Raw genomic sequence first — 17960 nt, 5'->3', positions numbered from 1 at the left:
CCGACCTCAGGAGCCGTTGTCGAGCAGGCTTCTCAGCTCATCAAGCTTGCTGTTGACGAGCCAGCCGTAATAATTCTCCACCGGATACCTGCGGCCTGAGCTGCGCAATTCGGCGGCGCGTTGACGGGGCTGGCCGACATTGTAGAGCGTGGCCGTGATGCCGGGGTTGCCGGAGATGTCGAAGCCCTGTTCCTTGTAGGCCTCGATGGAGTCGTGAACGATCGCGGCGATGTAGACGATGCTGCGGTCGGGATCCATCACATCGCGGTAGATGGCTTGCGGATTGTCCGGCGTCAGCTTGTCGTAGCCGCTCACCCTGTTGACCAGGTCGGTGACTTCGAGCGCCGTGAGCGGGCTTATCTGGCCGAGCCCGAATGTCTGGCCGGCAAAGAAGGGCTGGAAGAAGGCCTGCTGGAAGGTCATGGGCTCGTAGGCGACGCCGTCGACGGTCTTGCCCTTGAAATGCTGCGACCAGACCGCGTCGCGGCAGCTCCACAGCGCGGCGCTGCCTTTCGCCTGCTCGCAGGCCGCGAACTCGGGACGCTTGACGAAATCCTGCACCCGCACGTTCTTGTAGCGGAAGGCGAAATCGAGGCCGGAGTAGGAAAGCGCCTTGATGTAATAGGTCTGCACCGAGCCGACCGCGGTGACATTGTAGGTGTGCTCGCCGACCAGCGAGCCAATGATGTGGATCGGGTCGATGTCATAGGCCGAGGCGACCTGCTTGATATGCGCGATCAGCTTCTTCTCGTGCTTCAGCAGCGCGATGATCTTTTCGTATTTTTCCTCGTAGGTCGTCTTGAAGGCGCGCGTGCGGTTCGCCGAGGCGCTCGGAATTGTCGGCTGCGTGTCGAAACGGTTGCCGGGAGGCACGACGATAAGGTTATCGGCATGCGCGGCCGGGGCCGGCAACAACCAGATCAGGCAGGCAAGGAGCAAAAAGAAACGAGACACGGCGGCCGCCCTTTTGGTCGCGGAGTTTCAGACGCGAGCGAATGGGAATTCATTTTGTCTCAACCGGCTCAGGGACTGCCTGTCAAGCCTCAGGCGGGACGATCCGAGCCCGCCATGCGCCGAATTCATGCCGGCGAGGCGGCGCGGACACACCGAATCGCGTGGCTTGGCGCCGGTCTAAAAGTAAATTTTGATTCAAACTTTGTTGGTAATTTCTCATTAGGAAAGAGCTGATTGTCCGGCGGCGTCGTTCCTGCCTTCGGTCTGTTTTGTTTTGCGTACAGGTCAAAGATGCGGATTCCCAGCGTCGTCAGTTTCGTGCTCGCATCGCTTTGCCTCGCGGGCTGCTCGTCCACGTCGAGCGTCGATGCCTTGCAAATGCCGTCCAACGAGACGACGAGCTCCGTCGTGCGGCCGAGCGCGTCAGTCGCAAAGGCCGGGCGGGTCGTGAGGACGACCGACACGGAAGCCACCGTCGAGACCGCATCGATGTCCGGCGCCACGCGCTTCAAGCCGCCGGCGCCGCTGCTCGACGAAGGGAACGCGGGTCCTGGCGACGAAAGTCCGCGCCCGTTCGGCCTTGCGGAGGAGGAGACGGCGGCGTTCCCGGCGCCCAACCTGCCGGACAGCGTCGAGCCGCCGGTCCAGGCCGCCGCGCTCGTCTCGCCGCCGAAGCGGTTGTCGCGCCCGGCACCCGCCATGCTGGCCGGCCCAGTCACGCGTAATGCCTTCCGCGATGCAAAGCCGATCAATTTCGGCCGTTCCTCGCCTCGGCATCTTGCCGTGCACGGCGTTGACGTCTCGCGCTGGCAGGGCGACATCAACTGGGACAAGCTGCGCGCCCAAGGAGCCAACTTCGCCTACATCAAGGCGACGGATGGCGGCGACCATCTCGACCCGATGTTCAAGAAGAACTGGCGCGGCGCCGACGCCGCCGGGCTGAAGCGCGGCGCCTATCACTTCTTCTACTGGTGCCGCGTCGCGAGCGAGCAGGCCGACTGGTTCATCCGCAACGTGCCGAAGGTCGACGGCGCATTGCCGCCGGTCATCGACGTCGAGTGGAACGGCGATTCCTCCTGCCAGCGGCGGCCGTCGCGCGAAACTGTGCTGGAGAAGATGCAGGTGTTCATGGACAAGCTGGAGCGCCATTACGGCCAGCGGCCCATCATCTACACCTCGCCGGACTTCTATCGCGACAATCTTCGCGGCGCATTCCCGGATTATCCGTTCTGGCTGCGCGCCGTGGCAGCGCATCCGTCCAAGGTCTATCCGGGCCGCAAGTGGATGTTCTGGCAGTATTCGGGCTCCGGCCTATCGCATGGCGTGACGGGGCGCATCGACCTCAACGTGTTCCATGGCGACGAGCGGCAATGGCGCACCTGGCTCGGCGGTGGCGGGCAGATGATGGCCGACGCGAATTGATCCGCTTTTCTTGGCCTGCCGGAGCGGTCGAGGGCGCGATTCCGCAAAAGTCGCGTAGGCCAGCACGGCCATGAAAATCGCGAAATAGGTCGACACGACGGCGATAACGATCAGGGTGTCGGTGGGCACATCCAGTCTCCTTCGAAAGATGGCCGAGGAGACACCGGGACGGCCGATGGCATTTTGATCTGGATCAAGCGATTTTGCGTTTCGGTGGGCTGAGACCAAACGCGCTTTCTCGTCGCGCCGAGCCGTCCGCGCGGATCATTTTCGTTTGTTGCCGGTGCGGGAATGTGAACATGTTTCCGGGCGCGGGTTTCACCCAGTGTCCAGGGAGGCGAGAATGCGGAGGCTTTGGCTCATCAGGATTGCAATGGTTTTCCTGTTGGGGCCGGCACTGCCGGCGGTCCTGTCCGCCTCGGATCTGAAAGATTCCACGGCTGAGACGCTCGACAGCTGCCTCAATGATGCGGCCAACGCTTCGACCGCCGGCCAGACGGGATGCGAGGCAACGGCATCGAGCGATTACGACCGACGCATGAACGCCGCCTATGCGACGCTCATGGGCAAATTGCCGAGCAAGGCTGCAGAACAGCTTCGCCTGTCACAGCGTGCCTGGCTGGCGTTTCGCGACAGCGAGGCGAAAGCCAGGGATGCGCTCTACGGAACGCGGCAAGGCACGATGTATGTGCCCATGGAGGCTTCCGACGCGACCGATATCATCAGGGACCGGGCGCTTCAGCTGGAGGGCTATGTGCGGGTGATGGCGATCGACGAGTGAGGACGGCGGCCGTCGCTTACGCCTCGTTCATCATCGCCTCGATGTTGTAACCATCGGGGTCGAGCACGAAGCAGGCGTAGTAGTTCTCGGTGTAATCCGGACGCGGACCGGGCGGACCGTTGTCGGTGGCGCCCGCCTCGAGCGCCGCCTGATAGAACGCACCAACCTCGGCGCGGCTGCCCACCCGGAAGGCGACATGCAGATGGGTGAGCGGCGGCTTCTCGCCCGTGCTCTGGATCTCGAACAGGCAGCCATTGCCGACATCGAAGGCCCAGAAGATGCCTTCCTTGCCGAAGGAGAGGCTGTAGCCCAGCGGGGCGAAAGCCTTTTCGTAGAAGAGCTTGCTCTTTTCGAGGTCGCCGACTTCGATGGTGATGTGGTCGATCATTCCACGGACTTGTTGCCTGTCTGAACAAATCGGCCCGATCTTGCGATCGGGCCGATGATGTCACGTCTTAGCTGCTTGATGCCACACTCAAAGTTGTGACTCTGCCCCTCTGGAAGCCATTGAAATCATTGGATGATTTTTTAGGAAGATATTCCACACCCAAAGTTGTGACTCTGCCAGACGCAAAGTTGTAACCTTGAGCGTTTGTAGAAGGTTTCCGTCGTCGGCTTTCGGCTCGGAGAAGTGTTTCTCTGACTGCAGAAGCTCCTTGCCGGAGGGACAGTGCTAACAATGGCTGGCTCTCAATTAGCCTTCCTGTCTGCTATCGTTGCCCGGCGTCTGATTGTTCCCTCGGCGGTGGTCTTCACCCTAAGGCGCATATGTTTCGCCCAGGGCGCGAATGGCAGGTTCGCGCCGCATGTCAGCCGTAGAGACAACCACCGTCTTGAACTGAAAGCAGACATTTCTCCGGACCCGCAAACGACACTAGGGTCGCGACAGCGCTTCTTGCCTGCTCCGGGGGAGCAACCCGGCCACTCCTCGGCCGGACATCGTTTGCCGGTCAGGGTGGTGGCCATGTCGGCCTTTCAAGGCCATCATGCGGGAAACCACTTTGGAACAACCGCAACCGATGGTATCTCCGCGAGGCCAACCGAAGATGCCGCCTTGAATACAACGAGCCTATTGCGCCACATCAACGCCAGGCGTTGCCTGAGACTGCTGCAAAACGGCCGGCAGCTCTCGCGCGCCGACATGGCTCGTCAACTGGGTTTGACGAGGGCCACGATCGGCAACGCTATGCGGGTTTTGCTTGAAGCTGGCCTGGTCGTGGAGAGCGCCGAGATGTCTCCCGGATCACGGAAGGGTCGTCCGGGCGTGGGGGTAACCCTAAATCCGTCGGGTGCGTATTTTGTTGGTGCCGATGTTGGCACCCGCTTGTTGACCGGGGTCCTCTTGGACCTGCAGATGAACGTCGTCTGCCGGATCGTCGAGCCGACTGGTCCAAGCTACAGGGATGCCGAACATATTTCAGCGCGACTGATCTCCCTCATCGAGAGGATTCTGAAGGAAAACCCAGCCTTGCAGGACAAGGTCGAGGGCATTGGCATTTCGGTGCCAGGCCTGGTTGGCCGTGACGGTAGCGTCATTAACGCGCCGTTCCTGGAGTGGCGCAACTACCCTCTGCAGACCGAGCTGATTGACAAGTCACCGGCCGATTGGTCGGTCCTTGTTTGTAACGATGCCTTTGCCTTCGCCAGTGCCGAGCTGGCGGCGTCCGCAACGGCAAAGGCGGGCAGTATGCTGGTCGTCCTTCTCGCGGAGGGCATCGGCGGAGCTATCGTCGATGACGGCCGCGTCGCGACCGGCGCGCATGGCTACTCGGGTGAAATCGGACACACGATCGTCTCCGCTGGTGGCCGGGTCGATACGTTCGAGATGCTGGCCGGCGCGAAGCACTTCTCACGGCTGTTCGAGGAGGGGCAGCCGGTGGCCGATGGCGTCCAGATGCTCCTCGCCAGTGCTGGCCGCAAGGAGGTGGATGCTGCTCTGGACGCTTGGGTGAGCGGACTTGCCGCCGGCCTTGTCAATGCCATCCATCTGCTCGATCCGGGGCGGATCGTGTTAGGCGGGCCGCTGGCGGGTCTTTTTCCCAAACTAGGTCGACGCATCCAGGCCGACATCAAGCGGCGGCTTCTGGCAGGCTTTGCAATGCCCGAGATCAGGGTGGCGCAGTTCGGCGCCGACGGTGCGGCGATCGGCGCGGCGGCCACTATTCGTGACACGCTTTTTGCCCTCCCGGACCTCGAATCCAACACTCTCTAGCGAAATCCGCTGCGGCCTTACGATGGCGATGTGCTGACATCAAAGTCGGAAGAGCGCATTGCCCTGGCGGTCTTAGATAAATCAGATCAGATAGTTAGGCGGCCGACGGACGAACGGGCCGGGCCATTGTCGTGCTTCCAAGACAGTTCAGGCGAAAATTTCGAGCCCACGGCTTGACGAACCGCGATTTGTGGTATTTGTTTTTGTATAAGACAAAAACAAATACAGGGAGAGCCCACTTGCCGCTTCAGAAAGATGCCCGCTGTCTGCGCGTCGGGATTCTCGGTTGCGGGCCTATCTCGCAATTCGCCCACTTGGAATCGGTGCAGAAGGGCAGGAATGTCGTCTTGCAGGCGGTCTGCGATGCCGACACAGAACTCGCGCGTCGGTTCGGTGAATTCTACGACGCTGCCCGCATCTACAACGACTACGACCAGATGCTCGCCGATCCGGAAATCGAGGCGGTCATCATAGGCATCTCGGATGCCTTCCACGTGCCGGCGGCGATCAAGGCCCTCTCGGCTGGCAAGCATGTGCTTTGCGAAAAGCCGATCGCCATGTCGGTCGAGGAAGTCGAAGAACTGAAGCGGCACGTCGACCGCAGCGGGCTGGCCCTCCAGATCGGCCATATGCTCCGTTTCGACCCCGGCATCCAGGCGGCGCATGAATTCGCCACGAAGGAGATGGGCGCGCTGCTTGCCCTGAAGGCCTGGTACTGCGATTCTACCCATCGCTACACCGTGACGGATGCTATCCAGCCGCTGGCCAGGACCGGATCCAGGGCGATCAAGCCTGCCGGCGACCAGAAGGCCAATCGGCAGCGCTATTTCATGCTGGCGCACGGCAGCCATCTCGTCGATCTCGCTCGCTATCTCGCCGGCCCCATCAAGGCTGTCCAGGCGCGTCTGCTCGAGCGCTTCGGCGCCCACTGCTGGTTCGTCGACACCGAATTCGAAGACGGTGCGCTCGGCCATCTCGACCTGACACTGCCGATCCGAATGGACTGGCACGAGGGTTTCCAGCTCTACGGTGAGAATGGCAGCGCCGTCGGCAAGATCTTCAATCCCTGGTTCTATAAGTCCAGCGAAGTCGACATCTTCCGCGAGAAGAGCGCGTCCTCCGAACGCGTGCTTGGCGCCGACGGGCACTTCTATCGCCGCCAGATCGAGGGGTTCGCTGACGTCGTCCTGAACGGCATGCCGATGAACGGCGCCTCGATCGAGGATGGCGTTGCCTCCGTCCGCGCCATGGTGGCGATCGGCCAGTCGGTCCGCACCGGCAAGCCAGTCAACCTGGCTGACGTCTCGGGGCCAGTCTGATGTATCCTGCGGTCTTTGCCCGAACCTATCCGCTCGGCACCGCCGCCGAGTTGATCTCGGCGATCAGGCAAGACGGCTACGAAGGCATGCAGTTCAACCTGTCATGCCTCGGACTGGCCAGTCTGCCGGACACCGTTCCCGCTGGCGAGTTGACGGCCTTTGCCGAAGCCGCCCTCCAGCAGGGCCTGGTGATCGCTGGGCTCTCCGGCACCTACAACATGGCTCACCCCGACGCGACTGCCCGCCGGGCTGCGCGCGCCCGCTTTGCCAATGTGGTCGCCGCCGCACCGCTGCTCGGCGCGCCGATCGTGACGCTGTGCACCGGCTCGCGCAACGCCGACGACATGTGGACGGCGCATCCCGACAACATGTCGTCGAGCGCCTGGGCGGACCTACGCGCAGAACTCGACGCGGCGCTCGATCTTGCCGAGAAGCACGATGTACAACTCGGTATTGAGCCTGAGCCCGGCAACATCGTCGCCGATGCTGACCTGGCGCGGCGGATCATCGATGAGATCGCGAATCCGCGCCTCGGCATAATCCTCGACGCCGCCAATTTGGTCGGCACCAGGCTCGCCGATCAGGCTCGTGTCATGGAAGAGGCGGTGGATCTGCTCGGCGAGCACATCATTCTCGCGCATGCCAAGGACATCGACCGTGCTGGCAAGGTAGTCGCTACAGGCGCCGGCGACGTCGACCTTCATCGGTTTCTGCGGCTGCTGCGTTCCTGCGGCTACGACCAGGCGGTCGTTGCACATGGTTTCGAGTACAAGGATGCGGCCAGCTCAGGCGCGGCTTTGCGGACACTTCTGCGGGACGTGTCATGACCACCGGGACCTTCACCACCGCCGATGGCTGCGCGCTGACCTTCGATGTCGCGGGGACTGGGCAGCCGGCGCTGTGGCAGCACGGGCTCGGCGCGCCCCTCGATCAGCCCGTCGAAGTCTTTCCCGAAGGCGTCGGACTGCAGCGCATTACGTTGATGTGCCGGGGCCATGGCGCGTCCGCGCTTGGCGATCCGTCGCTCCTGTCGATCGCGCAATTCGCCGACGATACCTTGGCCCTGCTTGACCACTTGGGAATCGAGCAGGCAGCAGTTGGCGGCATCTCGCTCGGGGCCGCGATTTCGCTGAGGCTGGCAAGCCTGCATGCGCCGCGCGTTGCAAAACTGGTGCTGGCGCGGCCGGCATGGGTGGACGGACCTTCGATCGAACGCCAGCATGGCTATCATGCCGCGTCGCAGTACCTCGACAAGTATGGTGCGAAAGAAGGCGCGGAACGCTTCCGCAACTCCCCTGAGTTCCAGCGCGTCATTGCGGAGTCACCGGATAATGCCGCTTCGCTGATCAGTTTCTTCGCGCGCCAACGGCCAGACACCACGATCGCGCTTCTTAACCGCATTCCGCTTGGCTGGCCGGGTGTTGACCGTCAGCAGATCGCAACCGTCCGCCAGCCGACGCTGGTCATCGGCAATGATCAAGACTACGTCCACCCGCTTGCCTATGCCCGCGAACTGGCAGGACTCATCCCCGGCGCGCGCTTAGTCGAGATCACGTCAAAGACGGTGGACCGCGCAGCATATGTCAGCGAGTTCCGGAGCGCGCTTGCGCGCTTCCTCCCGGGGCAGGGAGGTGGTCAGTGACGCAAGCCTCAATTCGGTCGATCCTGGTCGTCGACGTTGGGGGCACTTCGGTAAAGTGCGGCATTGTCGTCGACCGCGTGCCGCGACCTGGCGAGCGTCTCTTTCCTTCCTCCCTGCTTCGCAATTCCGACCCCGTCGGCAGCTTCGCGAGGCTTGTCAGGGAGTTTTGCGGCGAGGCCGGCGTCTGGCCCGACCTGATGGTCTCGACGGTTCCCGGCTTCATCGACACCGACGGTGACCGGGTGCTGTTCGCGGGCAATGTGCCTGAGCTCAACGGGCACATGCTGGCGAGCGAGTTACGTGAAGCGTTGGGTCTTCCCGTCATCATCGAAAGGGACTCGGTGTTGGTGCTGGCGGGCGAGGTGATTGCCGGTGCCGCTAGGGGCTCGGACAGCGTGCTCGGCCTGTTTTTCGGAACGGGAGTCGGCGGGGCGTTCCTGCAGGGCGGCCAACCCTTCCGCGGCAGCGGCTGGGCATTGGAAATCGGCCATATGCCTTTTGGTGACGAGGGCCGAGCACTTGAAGGACTGCGCACGGACTGCCTGGAGACATACGTTTCCGGCCGCGCGCTTGAAGTGATTGCCGCCCGGCACGGTGTACCCGTCACTCAGGTTTTTGTGCAGTCCCAGCGAATTCCAGGACTCGGCGCGGACGTCGACCGCTTCATCCGTGACCAGGCACTCGCGATCGGCACGGCAGTGGCGCTGTTTTCTCCCGCGACCATCGTCCTAGGAGGAGGTGTCTGCTCAATAGAATCGTTCCCGCGTCGGCGGCTGGAGGAACTGGTGGCGCTGCGCGCGCCCTTCGCCGAAACGGGTCGCACCATGGACTTGCGCTGGGCCGAACTCGGCTGGCGCGCGGTCCTCAATGGCGGCCTTAAGGCAGCCGACGATTATGCAGCGACAGCCGGCCAGAGCTCCGGTGCGGTTCTCGCTCCAACCACGAAGTCAAGACGGGAGGCACTGCCATGAGCTTGCTGGAATTGCAGAACATCTCGCGTCAGTTCGGCGCCATCCACGCTGTGGAGAATGTGTCGTTCAACATAGAACCGGGCGAGATCGTTGGCCTGATGGGTGACAACGGCGCCGGCAAGTCGACGCTGGTGAAGATGATCGCCGGCAATTTTCCGATGTCGTCGGGCAAGATGGTGTTCGACGGCAAGGAGGTTCTGTTCAACCAACCCTCGGATGCCCGCCGTGCCGGCATCGAGATCGTCTACCAGGATCTGGCGCTTTGCGACAATCTTAGCGCCTCGGCGAACGTCTTCCTCGGGCGCGAGATCATGCGAACCGTGGGGCCATTCAAGTTCCTCGATCACAGGAAGATGCGCGAGCGCGCCGCCGAGCTCTTCCGCGAGCTTCAGTCAGAAACCCGGCCGCGTGATGTCGTCAAGCGCATGTCTGGCGGTCAGCGTCAGGCCGTCGCCATCGCCAGGACGCGTCTCGCGGACGCCAAGCTTGTCTTGATGGACGAGCCGACGGCAGCGATCTCTGTGCGCCAGGTCGCAGAGGTTCTGGCGCTCATCCGACGGCTTAAGGAGCGCGGCGTGGCCGTCATTCTGATCTCGCACCGCATGCCCGACGTGTTCGGCGTCTGCGAGCGCATCATCGTCCTGCGGCGCGGTCACCTCGTCGCCAACAAACTCGCCGCGACAAGTTCGCCCGAAGAAATCACAGCCTTGATTGTCGGCGCCAAGGCCGCCGCTTGAGGCAAAAGGGAGGAGCAAATGACCAAGTCTCCGGACGCCAGTAATCTGGATTCAGTCTTCAGCCTATCGGAGCGGAGCAAGCTCGGCGAAGTGCTGCGCAGCCAGGAATTCTGGATCGTTGTCGCTGTGCTTATCATTGGTGCCGTCGTCGGGGTGATAGCGCCGCGCTTCCTCACCGCCGCCAACATGGCCAACATCCTGCAGAACTTCTGCTTCACGGCACTGATGGCGATCGGCATGACGCCAGTGATCATGACCGGCGGCATCGATATTTCAGTCGGCTCGACGCTTGGCCTAACCGGCGTTCTGCTAGGCCTGTTCTGCGCGAGTGGCTATCCTTTCCCGGTCGTCGCCGTGTTGGTACTGCTCGTTGGCGCGTTCGTCGGCTTGGTCAATGGCTCGCTGGTCTCATACCTGAAGCTGCCCCCCTTCATCGTCACGCTCGGCATGATGAGCCTGGTGCGCTCGCAGACGTTGGTCGTCACAAACAACCAGGTAGTCTACGATTTCGGCAGGGCAGGCGACACATTGCTGGCGCTTGGCAGCGGATCGTTCCTTGGCGTGCCGAACGTGCTTTGGGCTGTGATCGTCTCGGCCGTCGTCATGCAGTGGCTGCTGTCGATGACCAAGTGGGGCCGCTATGTCCGCGCGATCGGTGGCAACGAGAGTGCCGCACGCGTCTCCGGCATTCCGGTCGACCGCATCAAGGTTTCGACCTATGCCCTGCTCGGCGCCATGACCGGCATGACGGCGATCTTCCTCGTCGGCTGGATGGGTGCCGCCACCAACGCGCTCGGCCAGGGCCAAGAACTGCAGGTCATTGCCGCGACCGTTATCGGCGGCGCGAACCTGCTCGGTGGCTTCGGTACTTCCTTTGGCGCCGTTATTGGATCGGTGCTCATCGAGGTGATCCGCAACGCCCTACTGCTCGCCGGCGTGAACCCGTTCTGGCAGGGCACCTTCGTCGGCCTCTTCATCCTGTTCGCGGTACTGCTTGAACGGTTCCGCTCCAGCCGCGCCTAGAGCCCAGTCCGGGCAGGTCCGGCCGAAGACCGCCTGTCCGGAAGGTTCGCGCACCTTCGTGCACATAACACACCAGAGAGGAGATAATCATGAGCATCAACAGACTGACTGCCCGAATGGGCGCCACCATGGTCGCCGCAGCTTTCGCAGCAGGAATGGGGGCAATGCCGGCGTCGGCGGAAACGTATGCGGTTATCGTTAAGACGGTCAACGACGTGTTCAGCGCCCCAGTCAAGGAGGGCTGCGAGAAAGCTGCCAAGGACCTGGGGGTCGAGTGCTACTACATCGGCCCCTCGGAGGTTAACGAAGCCCAGCAATTGCAAGTCATCAACGACGTGCTGACCAAGGGCGTCGACGGCATCGCCGTTTCCTCCGTCAATCCGAAATCGGTGACGCGACTGCTGCAAAAGGCCAAGGCGGCCGGAATTCCGATTGTGACATTCGACGGCGACCTGCTGAAGGAAGACGCTGGCCTGCGTTCGACCTTCATCGGAACGGACAACTACAATTTCGGCGTCGAGCTGGCGAAGAAGGTTGTCGAGTACAAGCCGAAGGGCGGTACGGTCTGCATCCAGACTGGCACGGCTGGCTCGCTCAATCTCGATACACGCGTCCAAGGCATCCGTGACACGCTGGCCAACGTCTCCAAAGACAAGCCGGTGAAGCGCCTCGCAGGCGAGAATGGTTGGACCGAGGTCGACGGTTGCCCGATCTACAACAATGACAATATCAGCCTCGCGGCCCAGCAGATGAATGACGTGCTGGTGGCCAATCCCAAGCTCGACGCTTTCGTCGCCGTCGGCGGCTGGGCGCAATACGCGCCGTCGGCCTATAGGCAGGCAGTGGGTCGCGTTAAGGAACGCGTCGACTCCAAGGACCTGGTGATCTCCTTCGGCGACGCGTTCGCTCCGCAACTGCCGCTGCTCAAGGATGGTCTCGCCCACTATCTGGTTGGCCAGAGCCCGTACAACATGGGCTACAAGTCGATCGAAGCGCTGCACGACCTGAAGCAGGGAAAGACCGTGCCGCCTTATATCGACACCGGCTTCGTCAAGTGCACGCCCGACATGGCCGACACCTGCGGCAAGAACTGATAGAGCTTGGCTGGCGAGAGCGCGCGCGCTCTCGCCATGCCTCCTAGGCTGTGGCAATGACCAGACTCAGATTTGCAGTTCTTGGGACCGGGGCCATCGTCCGCAAAGCGCATCTCCCGGCGCTTCGCGCGGATTCGCGAGTGGATGTGGCCGTGTTGATGGGGCGGGATATCGACCGGACCAATGCACTTGCCCGTGAATTTGCGATACCGACGGTCGCTCAGTCGCTGGACGAGGTCTTTTCAGATGGAAGGATCGACGCTGTAGTTGTAGCGCTTCCGAATTTTCTCCACCGACAGGCCGCCGATGCGGCAATTCAGGCTGGTGTTCACATTCTGATGGAAAAACCGCTGGCGGCCTCGATCTTCGACGCGCGCGCCATGGTGGCATCCGCCAGAGAGGCTGGTATCAGCTTTGCCGTCAATCTACCGCAACGCTTCCGTCCATCTATGATCCAGATGAAGGAGGCGATCGCGAACCGGGCGATCGGTTCGATCGAATCCATCGAGATCAGACTGGTGCGGCGGTCCGGAATCCCAGGATACGGTACGTGGTTTACCAGGCGAGCGCTGTCGGGCGGCGGTGTCCTAGCCGACCTTGGCCCCCATGTCATTGACCTGGCGCTGTGGCTGGCAGGGGATCCTTCCGCCGAGGTGGAAACGTCGCACATCTGGGGTAGCCACGGCTCTAGAGGCAAAGGGCTGGGTGACTGGACCGCAAGTCAGGTCGTTTCCGAGCCTGCCCTACAGTTTGACGTCGAGGATCGTGCTCGCTTCAGTCTCACAGCGGCATCCGGCGCCTTGATCAATGGGGAGGTCGCTTGGGCCTACGCCGGCGCCGATGAGAACCGGGTAAGCGTTGTGGGCAGTCATGGTGGATTTGACTACTTTCCCGAAGCCCAGGACGCGGAATGGCCGCTGGTGTTCGTCGACTCGTCGCTCCATGCAACCCGGCTGCCAGTCAAGGCTGACCACGCTGATCTCACGCCAGCCTGGATGCGATGCACAGCGGACTTTGTCGACGGGATCGTGACCAACAGACCCGCAGACGGACAAGCCGCGCTGTCGGTAGAGGAGCTGATTCGGCAATTGTACGCTCAGCATCCGGCTTTCGCTGACCGATAGGTCCCATTGGTACACCTCCACCCTGGAGGTGCCTGCCACGCGCGAGCGCGCCAAGCCCAGGCGACGTACCGGCGGCCGCGTCAACTCTTCGCTTTTGGATTTCAATAGCTTGCTCACTAACGCTTGACGAGGAAACAAACATGCAAAAGCCTCTGGTTGGTCGGGTTGCGTTGGTCACAGGCGCATCTTCCGGAATTGGCGCGGCCTGCGCCGAAGCGCTCGCAGCTTCGGGCGCGATTGTCATCTTGGCGGCCAGGCGATTGGATCGCCTGGAGGCATTGGCTCACGAGATCAGGCGGGCGGGCGGCGAGGCAAGCTGCCTGGCTGTTGACGTAGCCGATCCCGCACAACAGGGAATGATGTTTGGCCAGGTCGGCCAGATACACGGGAAGCTCGACATTCTGGTGAACAACGCGGGCATTCTCACTTTGTCACTCGTTGCCGATGCCGACACCGCGCAGTGGCGACGCATGATTGAGGTGAATCTTCTGGCGCTGATGGAAGCCAGCCACCTCGCGCTCCCCTTGCTACGAGCAAGTAAGGCCGGCCACATCGTAAACATCGCCTCGGACGCGGGGCGCTCGGCAAACGTCCCAGCCGCAGGTTACGCCGCGTCGAAATTCGGAGTTGTCGGATTTTCCCAAGCGCTCCGCAGGGAAGTCCACAGATATGGCATCCGTGTAACGGTCGTCGAGCCGGGCATGGTCGCGACTGAACTGCCCAACCATGTGACCGATCAAACTCTGCGGGCCGCTCTTCTGGGACGACTTTCGGAAGTTGAACCGATGCAGCCGGAGGATATCGCTGCGGCCGTACACTATGCAGTCACTCAGCCCGTGCGCGTTAACGTCGAGGAGATTCTGATACGGCCGCTCAGGCAGGAGAGCTGAGGCTCGCCGATTATTGTAGAAAGATCGTCTCTCGTCCAAAAAGTGTGAGCCATTGCAACACAGACGCCGTCTGGGCCCACATCGGAGGTCCTGATTGGTGCGAATGGTCAGCATTGCGTTTACACAAGGTCCGCCTTTCAGCCCGATCACTCTGAAAGCGGACCTACTGCTTTCGGCCCCCTTATTGCCATTCGCCCAGGCGGAACCCAGGTTCGGGAAATGTTTTCCCGCCCTCCGAGGGCCGCTGCGGGAGCGGTCGGGAAGCGCGGCTTACCAGGCAGAGGGTCCGGCTCTCGAATGCCTGCTGTTTGCAGTCGCGCGAACGAACCCCTTCGCGCTCGACTGTGATCTGCCTACAGGGTTGTCGCGAGCTCGAGATATCGGCACAGGGCATTCGCCAGCTGCATCTGGCGTGGTGTTCGACACTCAGCTTGGAAAAGCATCGGAGACGACACCAGGACGCATACGCATTTCGCTCGGGAGGTCGCCACGTTCAAGCGGTTCAGGCTGTACAAGAACTCCATGCCGCGCGGGGCGTCGGCCGGGCTTGAGGTCGCGGTGGAATAGATCGCGATCGGCGCTTCCTGCCCCTGGAATTTGTCGACGGTCCCGACCCTCGCGCCGGGCAGGCGCTTCTGGATTTCGAAAACCTGCGCGTTGAACGGCGCAATGATGAGAATGTCGTCCAGCGTCAAAGGGCGGAGATTTCCCTCACGATCGGTCCAACTAACGCCCGCCGCGATGACTTCGTTGACCAGGTTCGCGATGGCCTCGGCTTCTTCAGGCGAATTGCTCTGGTTGCCGTGGTGCTCGACGGGCTGCCACCGGAGGCCGGCGCCTGACACGCGCGTGTCGCCGCCGATGAACTGGCGCTCCAGCCCCTGGCGAGGATGGAGTTCCTCCGCGTAGAAGAGCTGGGACGTGAACCTGCAGATGTCGGGGTGCAGCCGCCACGTTTCGTCAAGGAACAGGCCGCGATCCGCCGGAATGGTTTGGGCGCCGTCGAGGATGTGGTCGAGGGCTGATACGTCACAGCCGTCAGGGTGGCTGCCCTGAATCGGCTGGTCGAGCTGTTGCGGGTCACCCACGAGGACAAGCGTCTTCGCAGCCTGCGAGACGGCGAGCACGTTCGGGAGGGCCATCTGGGCCGCCTCGTCTACGAAAAGCACGTCTACCGCCTCAAAGGCGTCGGGGTGCGACCAGAGCCAAGCTGTTCCTCCTCCGACGTGTACGCCATGGCCGATCGCCGCGATGAGGTCTTCGCTGCGGCGGGCGATGGTCAGGCGATGGTGTTCTTCTTCTTCCTCGTCGGCCTTGTGACAGCACTGGAGATCGACGCCGAGCCCATCCGCTTCCTCGATGACCTTGTCGATGAGGTTCCGGATGACCTTGTGGCTGTTTGCGGTGATCCCGACCGTCTTGCCTTGCCGCACGAGAGCGCAGATCATCCGCGCCGCCGTGAAGGTTTTTCCGGCGCCCGGCGGTCCCTGGACGGGCAAGACGCCTTCCCCGAGATGCCCCGCCAGCCGCAACGCGGCATCCAGCGTGCTCTCGCCTGCCTCTCTGATGGAATGGCCGCCGACGGGAGGCGGCCGCCTCAACAGAAGATCCCGGGCGGCCTGGTACGGGCCGGGGCCTTCGATCCCGTTCGCGACAACGTGCTCGCCAATGCGGAGGAGCGCTTTCGCAATGACCTCGGCGCCGACGACCTTGTGGGCGAAAACGGCTTCAGGGTGGAGGGTCGCGCTGTCCTGCCGCTTCTTGATGTCGACCGTCCGCTCCTCAAGCGAAATCGCTGCGACCGATCCGAGCTTCTCGCCGCCGCAATTGCGAAGGTCTTCGCCACCGCGCAGGGAAGTCTCCTGCTTCGGGTAACTGTAGCGATGGATAGGCGCCCGAGCCGTTCCGCCGGCTTCCCCGACGAACACAAGTCCCGACAGTCCCGCCCGTTCGTCGAGCAGCTCTTCGGCAGATACGGCCGCAAGGCGAAAGAGCTCCCACCAGGTCGCCTTGACTTCCCGCCGATGCCAATCGAGCAGGTTGGCAAGCAGCCAGCGGGCCTGCTGCTCTTCCGAGCGTTCGGCAGGATCGTCAGGGATGCCTTGCAGAAGCTGCTCGATGACGGGAGCGATGCGCGCAAGCCAGGCGGCGACGTTCTCGTTCGGCGCGCCGTCATCGCCGGCCGCGGGTCGCGGTACGTCCACTCCAGCGGCGATGGCTTCGGCCCGCCGATCCTCTAACCATGCACGGAGGACGGCCGTCGATAGGCAGTCATCCTCGTTGTAGCCGCGCACGGTCGCTCGGGTTTCCTCGCTGATGGACCCGACGTCGCCGAGTTCGAGATTGGCCTGAAAGCTGGAGAGCGCGCTGTTTGCGTCGGTGAGAGGCACCCGCCTTACGAAGCCGTAAAATGGCTCGAGGCGCTTGATGGAGTAGCTCTCCACGCTAGCGCGCACGCCGTGGCGGACAACCGAATAGAGGTCGACGAAGAGCTTTGCCCGCAGCATGCGGTCAATCTCGTCTTCGCGCGTGCCATACCTCCCCATAAGCCGCTTGAGCGCCGCCGGCTCATAGGGAGCGTAGTGGTAGATGTGCAGCTCCGGATACGCCTGCCAGCGCGCCATGACGAAATCGACGAACCGCTCGAAAGCCTGCCGTTCCTCGGTCCTGCTTAATGCCCAGTCGCCGATGTAGACGCTTTGGCCGTGACCGTCGTTGCACAGATAGCCGAAGAGGTACTCCAGGCCGTGCTCTCCCACGAAAGGATCGCCTTCGAGGTCCAGGAAGATGTCGCCGGCGGATGGCTCGGGGAGGCGTGCCAACCCGCACCCCGGCTCGATCTCAAGCATCTCGATCCGTCGCGCTCCGGTTTCCCGGGCCTCGACCTGCACGCGCGCCTGCTCCCGCACTCGATCGTAAGAGCCGACCGATCCGCGCTCGGGTCGCCAAGGAAGAGGAAGGGCGACAGCCGCGATGCCGGCCATCGTCGATGCGCCGCGCTGCGCGAACTCGTTGATCTGGACCTTCGTCGCGCCGGCGATCAGGGAAGGGTGGTCGTCCTCGCGCCTCTTGCGATCGCAGGCGTCATGCCAGCGGCAGACGTCGCAGTGCTCGGTCGGGTCGGGGTATGTTGCAGGAGCGTTCTCCTGCTCCAGCGACTGCTCGAAGCGCCGCTTAACCTGGCGATAGTAGGCAGCGTAGTCGGCGAAGCGGAAAGTCTGCGGAATGAAGTCGGACCAGGGGGCAACCACGTGCATCTGATCCGGCGCGAGGCCCTGTGCGCGTTCCAGCAGGTCCGAGTAGAGGCAGAGCTGGAGCACCGTCCCGGCCTTCGTTTCCCTCGCCAGCTTGGTGTCGAGCACCTCGTACGACCAGGAGCCAAGGTTGCTTGGCTTCTCGATGCGCCGCAGGATATCGGCGCGCCCGCCCCAGCGGCCATTACGCAACGCTGCCTGCACGATGACCTCGGCGCCGGCCGCCATCGATTGGACGGTCGCTGCAACGGCTGCGTCAGAGATGTCTACCCCGTCGATCCGGGTTATCGTCAGTCCGCTGTCGGCCAAATGCTGCACGAAGTTCCGCTCGTGCACGGCTCCGCGCTCACGTAGAACCTCCAGTTGAGGATCCCAATAGGCGGGCTTTGCGAGCTGTCCCTGCGCAACAGCACGGTCAAGTACGCTCAAGTGACGGCAACTTAGATGCCCCACCAAGTCGCTCGCGCTAAGGCGCAGTTCGCCCGCAACTAGCTGCATGCCGGTGTCCCCCCAAATTTCTGACGCGGAGCCTATTTC

At 62.5% G+C, this 17960-nt stretch carries 15 protein-coding genes; 12 read left to right on the top strand and 3 right to left on the bottom strand.

Going from position 1 to position 17960, the window contains the following annotated elements; genetic code table 11:
• Positions 1 to 6: 6 nt before the first annotated feature.
• Positions 7 to 954 (bottom strand): DUF1402 family protein, encoded by a 948-nt coding sequence (locus Q0L57_RS25120; RefSeq protein WP_296745766.1) that lies wholly within the window; start codon positions 952 to 954, stop codon positions 7 to 9.
• 291 nt (positions 955 to 1245) lie between these two features.
• On the opposite strand from Q0L57_RS25120, the gene Q0L57_RS25110 reads away from it, so the two are divergent.
• The gene (locus tag Q0L57_RS25110) at positions 1246 to 2376 is read left to right on the top strand and encodes a GH25 family lysozyme (protein WP_366940947.1); all 1131 of its coding nucleotides are present in this window, start codon (positions 1246 to 1248) and stop codon (positions 2374 to 2376) included.
• A gap of 343 nt (positions 2377 to 2719) precedes the next feature.
• On the top strand, positions 2720 to 3157 hold the full coding sequence (locus Q0L57_RS25105; RefSeq protein ID WP_296745763.1) for a lysozyme inhibitor LprI family protein: 438 nt from the start codon (positions 2720 to 2722) through the stop codon (positions 3155 to 3157).
• 16 nt (positions 3158 to 3173) lie between these two features.
• On the opposite strand, the gene Q0L57_RS25100 is transcribed toward Q0L57_RS25105, so the two are convergent.
• Complete coding sequence (locus Q0L57_RS25100; protein WP_296745762.1) at positions 3174 to 3545, bottom strand: VOC family protein; 372 nt, start codon at positions 3543 to 3545, stop codon at positions 3174 to 3176.
• 576 nt (positions 3546 to 4121) lie between these two features.
• Between Q0L57_RS25100 and Q0L57_RS25095 the strand changes: the two genes are divergently transcribed.
• The 10 genes from Q0L57_RS25095 to Q0L57_RS25050 all read left to right on the top strand — a co-directional run bounded on the left by Q0L57_RS25095 (position 4122) and on the right by Q0L57_RS25050 (position 14169).
• A complete protein-coding gene (locus Q0L57_RS25095) occupies positions 4122 to 5369 on the top strand; it encodes an ROK family transcriptional regulator (protein ID WP_296745761.1) in 1248 nt (415 codons plus the stop codon).
• Between the two features lie 239 nt (positions 5370 to 5608).
• Positions 5609 to 6688, top strand: coding sequence for a Gfo/Idh/MocA family oxidoreductase (locus tag Q0L57_RS25090; RefSeq protein ID WP_296745760.1), 1080 nt, complete (start codon positions 5609 to 5611; stop codon positions 6686 to 6688).
• Positions 6688 to 7515, top strand: coding sequence for a sugar phosphate isomerase/epimerase (locus Q0L57_RS25085; RefSeq protein WP_296745759.1), 828 nt, complete (start codon positions 6688 to 6690; stop codon positions 7513 to 7515). The genes Q0L57_RS25090 and Q0L57_RS25085 overlap by 1 nt, the downstream gene beginning before the upstream one ends.
• Positions 7512 to 8330 (top strand): alpha/beta fold hydrolase, encoded by an 819-nt coding sequence (locus Q0L57_RS25080; protein ID WP_296745758.1) that lies wholly within the window; start codon positions 7512 to 7514, stop codon positions 8328 to 8330. Before Q0L57_RS25085 ends, Q0L57_RS25080 begins: the two co-directional genes overlap by 4 nt.
• Positions 8327 to 9301: an ROK family protein gene (locus Q0L57_RS25075; RefSeq protein ID WP_296745757.1), complete on the top strand. Its 975-nt coding sequence runs from the start codon at positions 8327 to 8329 to the stop codon at positions 9299 to 9301. Before Q0L57_RS25080 ends, Q0L57_RS25075 begins: the two co-directional genes overlap by 4 nt.
• Positions 9298 to 10038, top strand: coding sequence for an ATP-binding cassette domain-containing protein (locus Q0L57_RS25070; protein WP_296745756.1), 741 nt, complete (start codon positions 9298 to 9300; stop codon positions 10036 to 10038). Before Q0L57_RS25075 ends, Q0L57_RS25070 begins: the two co-directional genes overlap by 4 nt.
• 18 nt (positions 10039 to 10056) lie before the next feature.
• On the top strand, positions 10057 to 11061 hold the full coding sequence (locus tag Q0L57_RS25065; protein ID WP_296745755.1) for an ABC transporter permease: 1005 nt from the start codon (positions 10057 to 10059) through the stop codon (positions 11059 to 11061).
• An 89-nt stretch (positions 11062 to 11150) separates the two neighbouring features.
• Positions 11151 to 12155 carry a sugar-binding protein gene (locus Q0L57_RS25060; RefSeq protein ID WP_296745754.1) on the top strand — a complete coding sequence of 335 codons (1005 nt, stop codon included), beginning with the start codon at positions 11151 to 11153 and terminating at the stop codon, positions 12153 to 12155.
• Between the two features lie 56 nt (positions 12156 to 12211).
• A complete protein-coding gene (locus tag Q0L57_RS25055) occupies positions 12212 to 13279 on the top strand; it encodes a Gfo/Idh/MocA family oxidoreductase (RefSeq protein ID WP_296745753.1) in 1068 nt (355 codons plus the stop codon).
• A 140-nt stretch (positions 13280 to 13419) separates the two neighbouring features.
• Complete coding sequence (locus Q0L57_RS25050) at positions 13420 to 14169, top strand: SDR family NAD(P)-dependent oxidoreductase (RefSeq protein WP_296745752.1); 750 nt, start codon at positions 13420 to 13422, stop codon at positions 14167 to 14169.
• A gap of 353 nt (positions 14170 to 14522) precedes the next feature.
• Here the strand turns inward: Q0L57_RS25050 and Q0L57_RS25045 are convergent, their stop codons facing one another.
• Positions 14523 to 17921 carry a TM0106 family RecB-like putative nuclease gene (locus Q0L57_RS25045; protein WP_296745751.1) on the bottom strand — a complete coding sequence of 1133 codons (3399 nt, stop codon included), beginning with the start codon at positions 17919 to 17921 and terminating at the stop codon, positions 14523 to 14525.
• Positions 17922 to 17960 lie beyond the last annotated feature (39 nt).

The organism is Mesorhizobium sp. (assembly GCF_024509055.1).
Taxonomy (GTDB): domain Bacteria; phylum Pseudomonadota; class Alphaproteobacteria; order Rhizobiales; family Rhizobiaceae; genus Mesorhizobium.
This window is presented reverse-complemented; position numbering and strand designations above follow the sequence as displayed.

What these genes read in the sequence shown, in the direction of transcription:
- Q0L57_RS25085 (WP_296745759.1), top strand. Translation starts at nt 6,688, where the DNA reads ATGTATCCTGCGGTCTTTGCCCGAACCTATCCGCTCGGCACCGCCGCC.
- Q0L57_RS25100 (WP_296745762.1), bottom strand. Translation starts at nt 3,545, where the DNA reads ATGATCGACCACATCACCATCGAAGTCGGCGACCTCGAAAAGAGCAAG.
- Q0L57_RS25070 (WP_296745756.1), top strand. Translation starts at nt 9,298, where the DNA reads ATGAGCTTGCTGGAATTGCAGAACATCTCGCGTCAGTTCGGCGCCATC.
- Q0L57_RS25095 (WP_296745761.1), top strand. Translation starts at nt 4,122, where the DNA reads ATGTCGGCCTTTCAAGGCCATCATGCGGGAAACCACTTTGGAACAACC.
- Q0L57_RS25045 (WP_296745751.1), bottom strand. Translation starts at nt 17,921, where the DNA reads ATGCAGCTAGTTGCGGGCGAACTGCGCCTTAGCGCGAGCGACTTGGTG.
- Q0L57_RS25060 (WP_296745754.1), top strand. Translation starts at nt 11,151, where the DNA reads ATGAGCATCAACAGACTGACTGCCCGAATGGGCGCCACCATGGTCGCC.
- Q0L57_RS25080 (WP_296745758.1), top strand. Translation starts at nt 7,512, where the DNA reads ATGACCACCGGGACCTTCACCACCGCCGATGGCTGCGCGCTGACCTTC.
- Q0L57_RS25105 (WP_296745763.1), top strand. Translation starts at nt 2,720, where the DNA reads ATGCGGAGGCTTTGGCTCATCAGGATTGCAATGGTTTTCCTGTTGGGG.
- Q0L57_RS25055 (WP_296745753.1), top strand. Translation starts at nt 12,212, where the DNA reads ATGACCAGACTCAGATTTGCAGTTCTTGGGACCGGGGCCATCGTCCGC.
- Q0L57_RS25065 (WP_296745755.1), top strand. Translation starts at nt 10,057, where the DNA reads ATGACCAAGTCTCCGGACGCCAGTAATCTGGATTCAGTCTTCAGCCTA.
- Q0L57_RS25110 (WP_366940947.1), top strand. Translation starts at nt 1,246, where the DNA reads ATGCGGATTCCCAGCGTCGTCAGTTTCGTGCTCGCATCGCTTTGCCTC.
- Q0L57_RS25050 (WP_296745752.1), top strand. Translation starts at nt 13,420, where the DNA reads ATGCAAAAGCCTCTGGTTGGTCGGGTTGCGTTGGTCACAGGCGCATCT.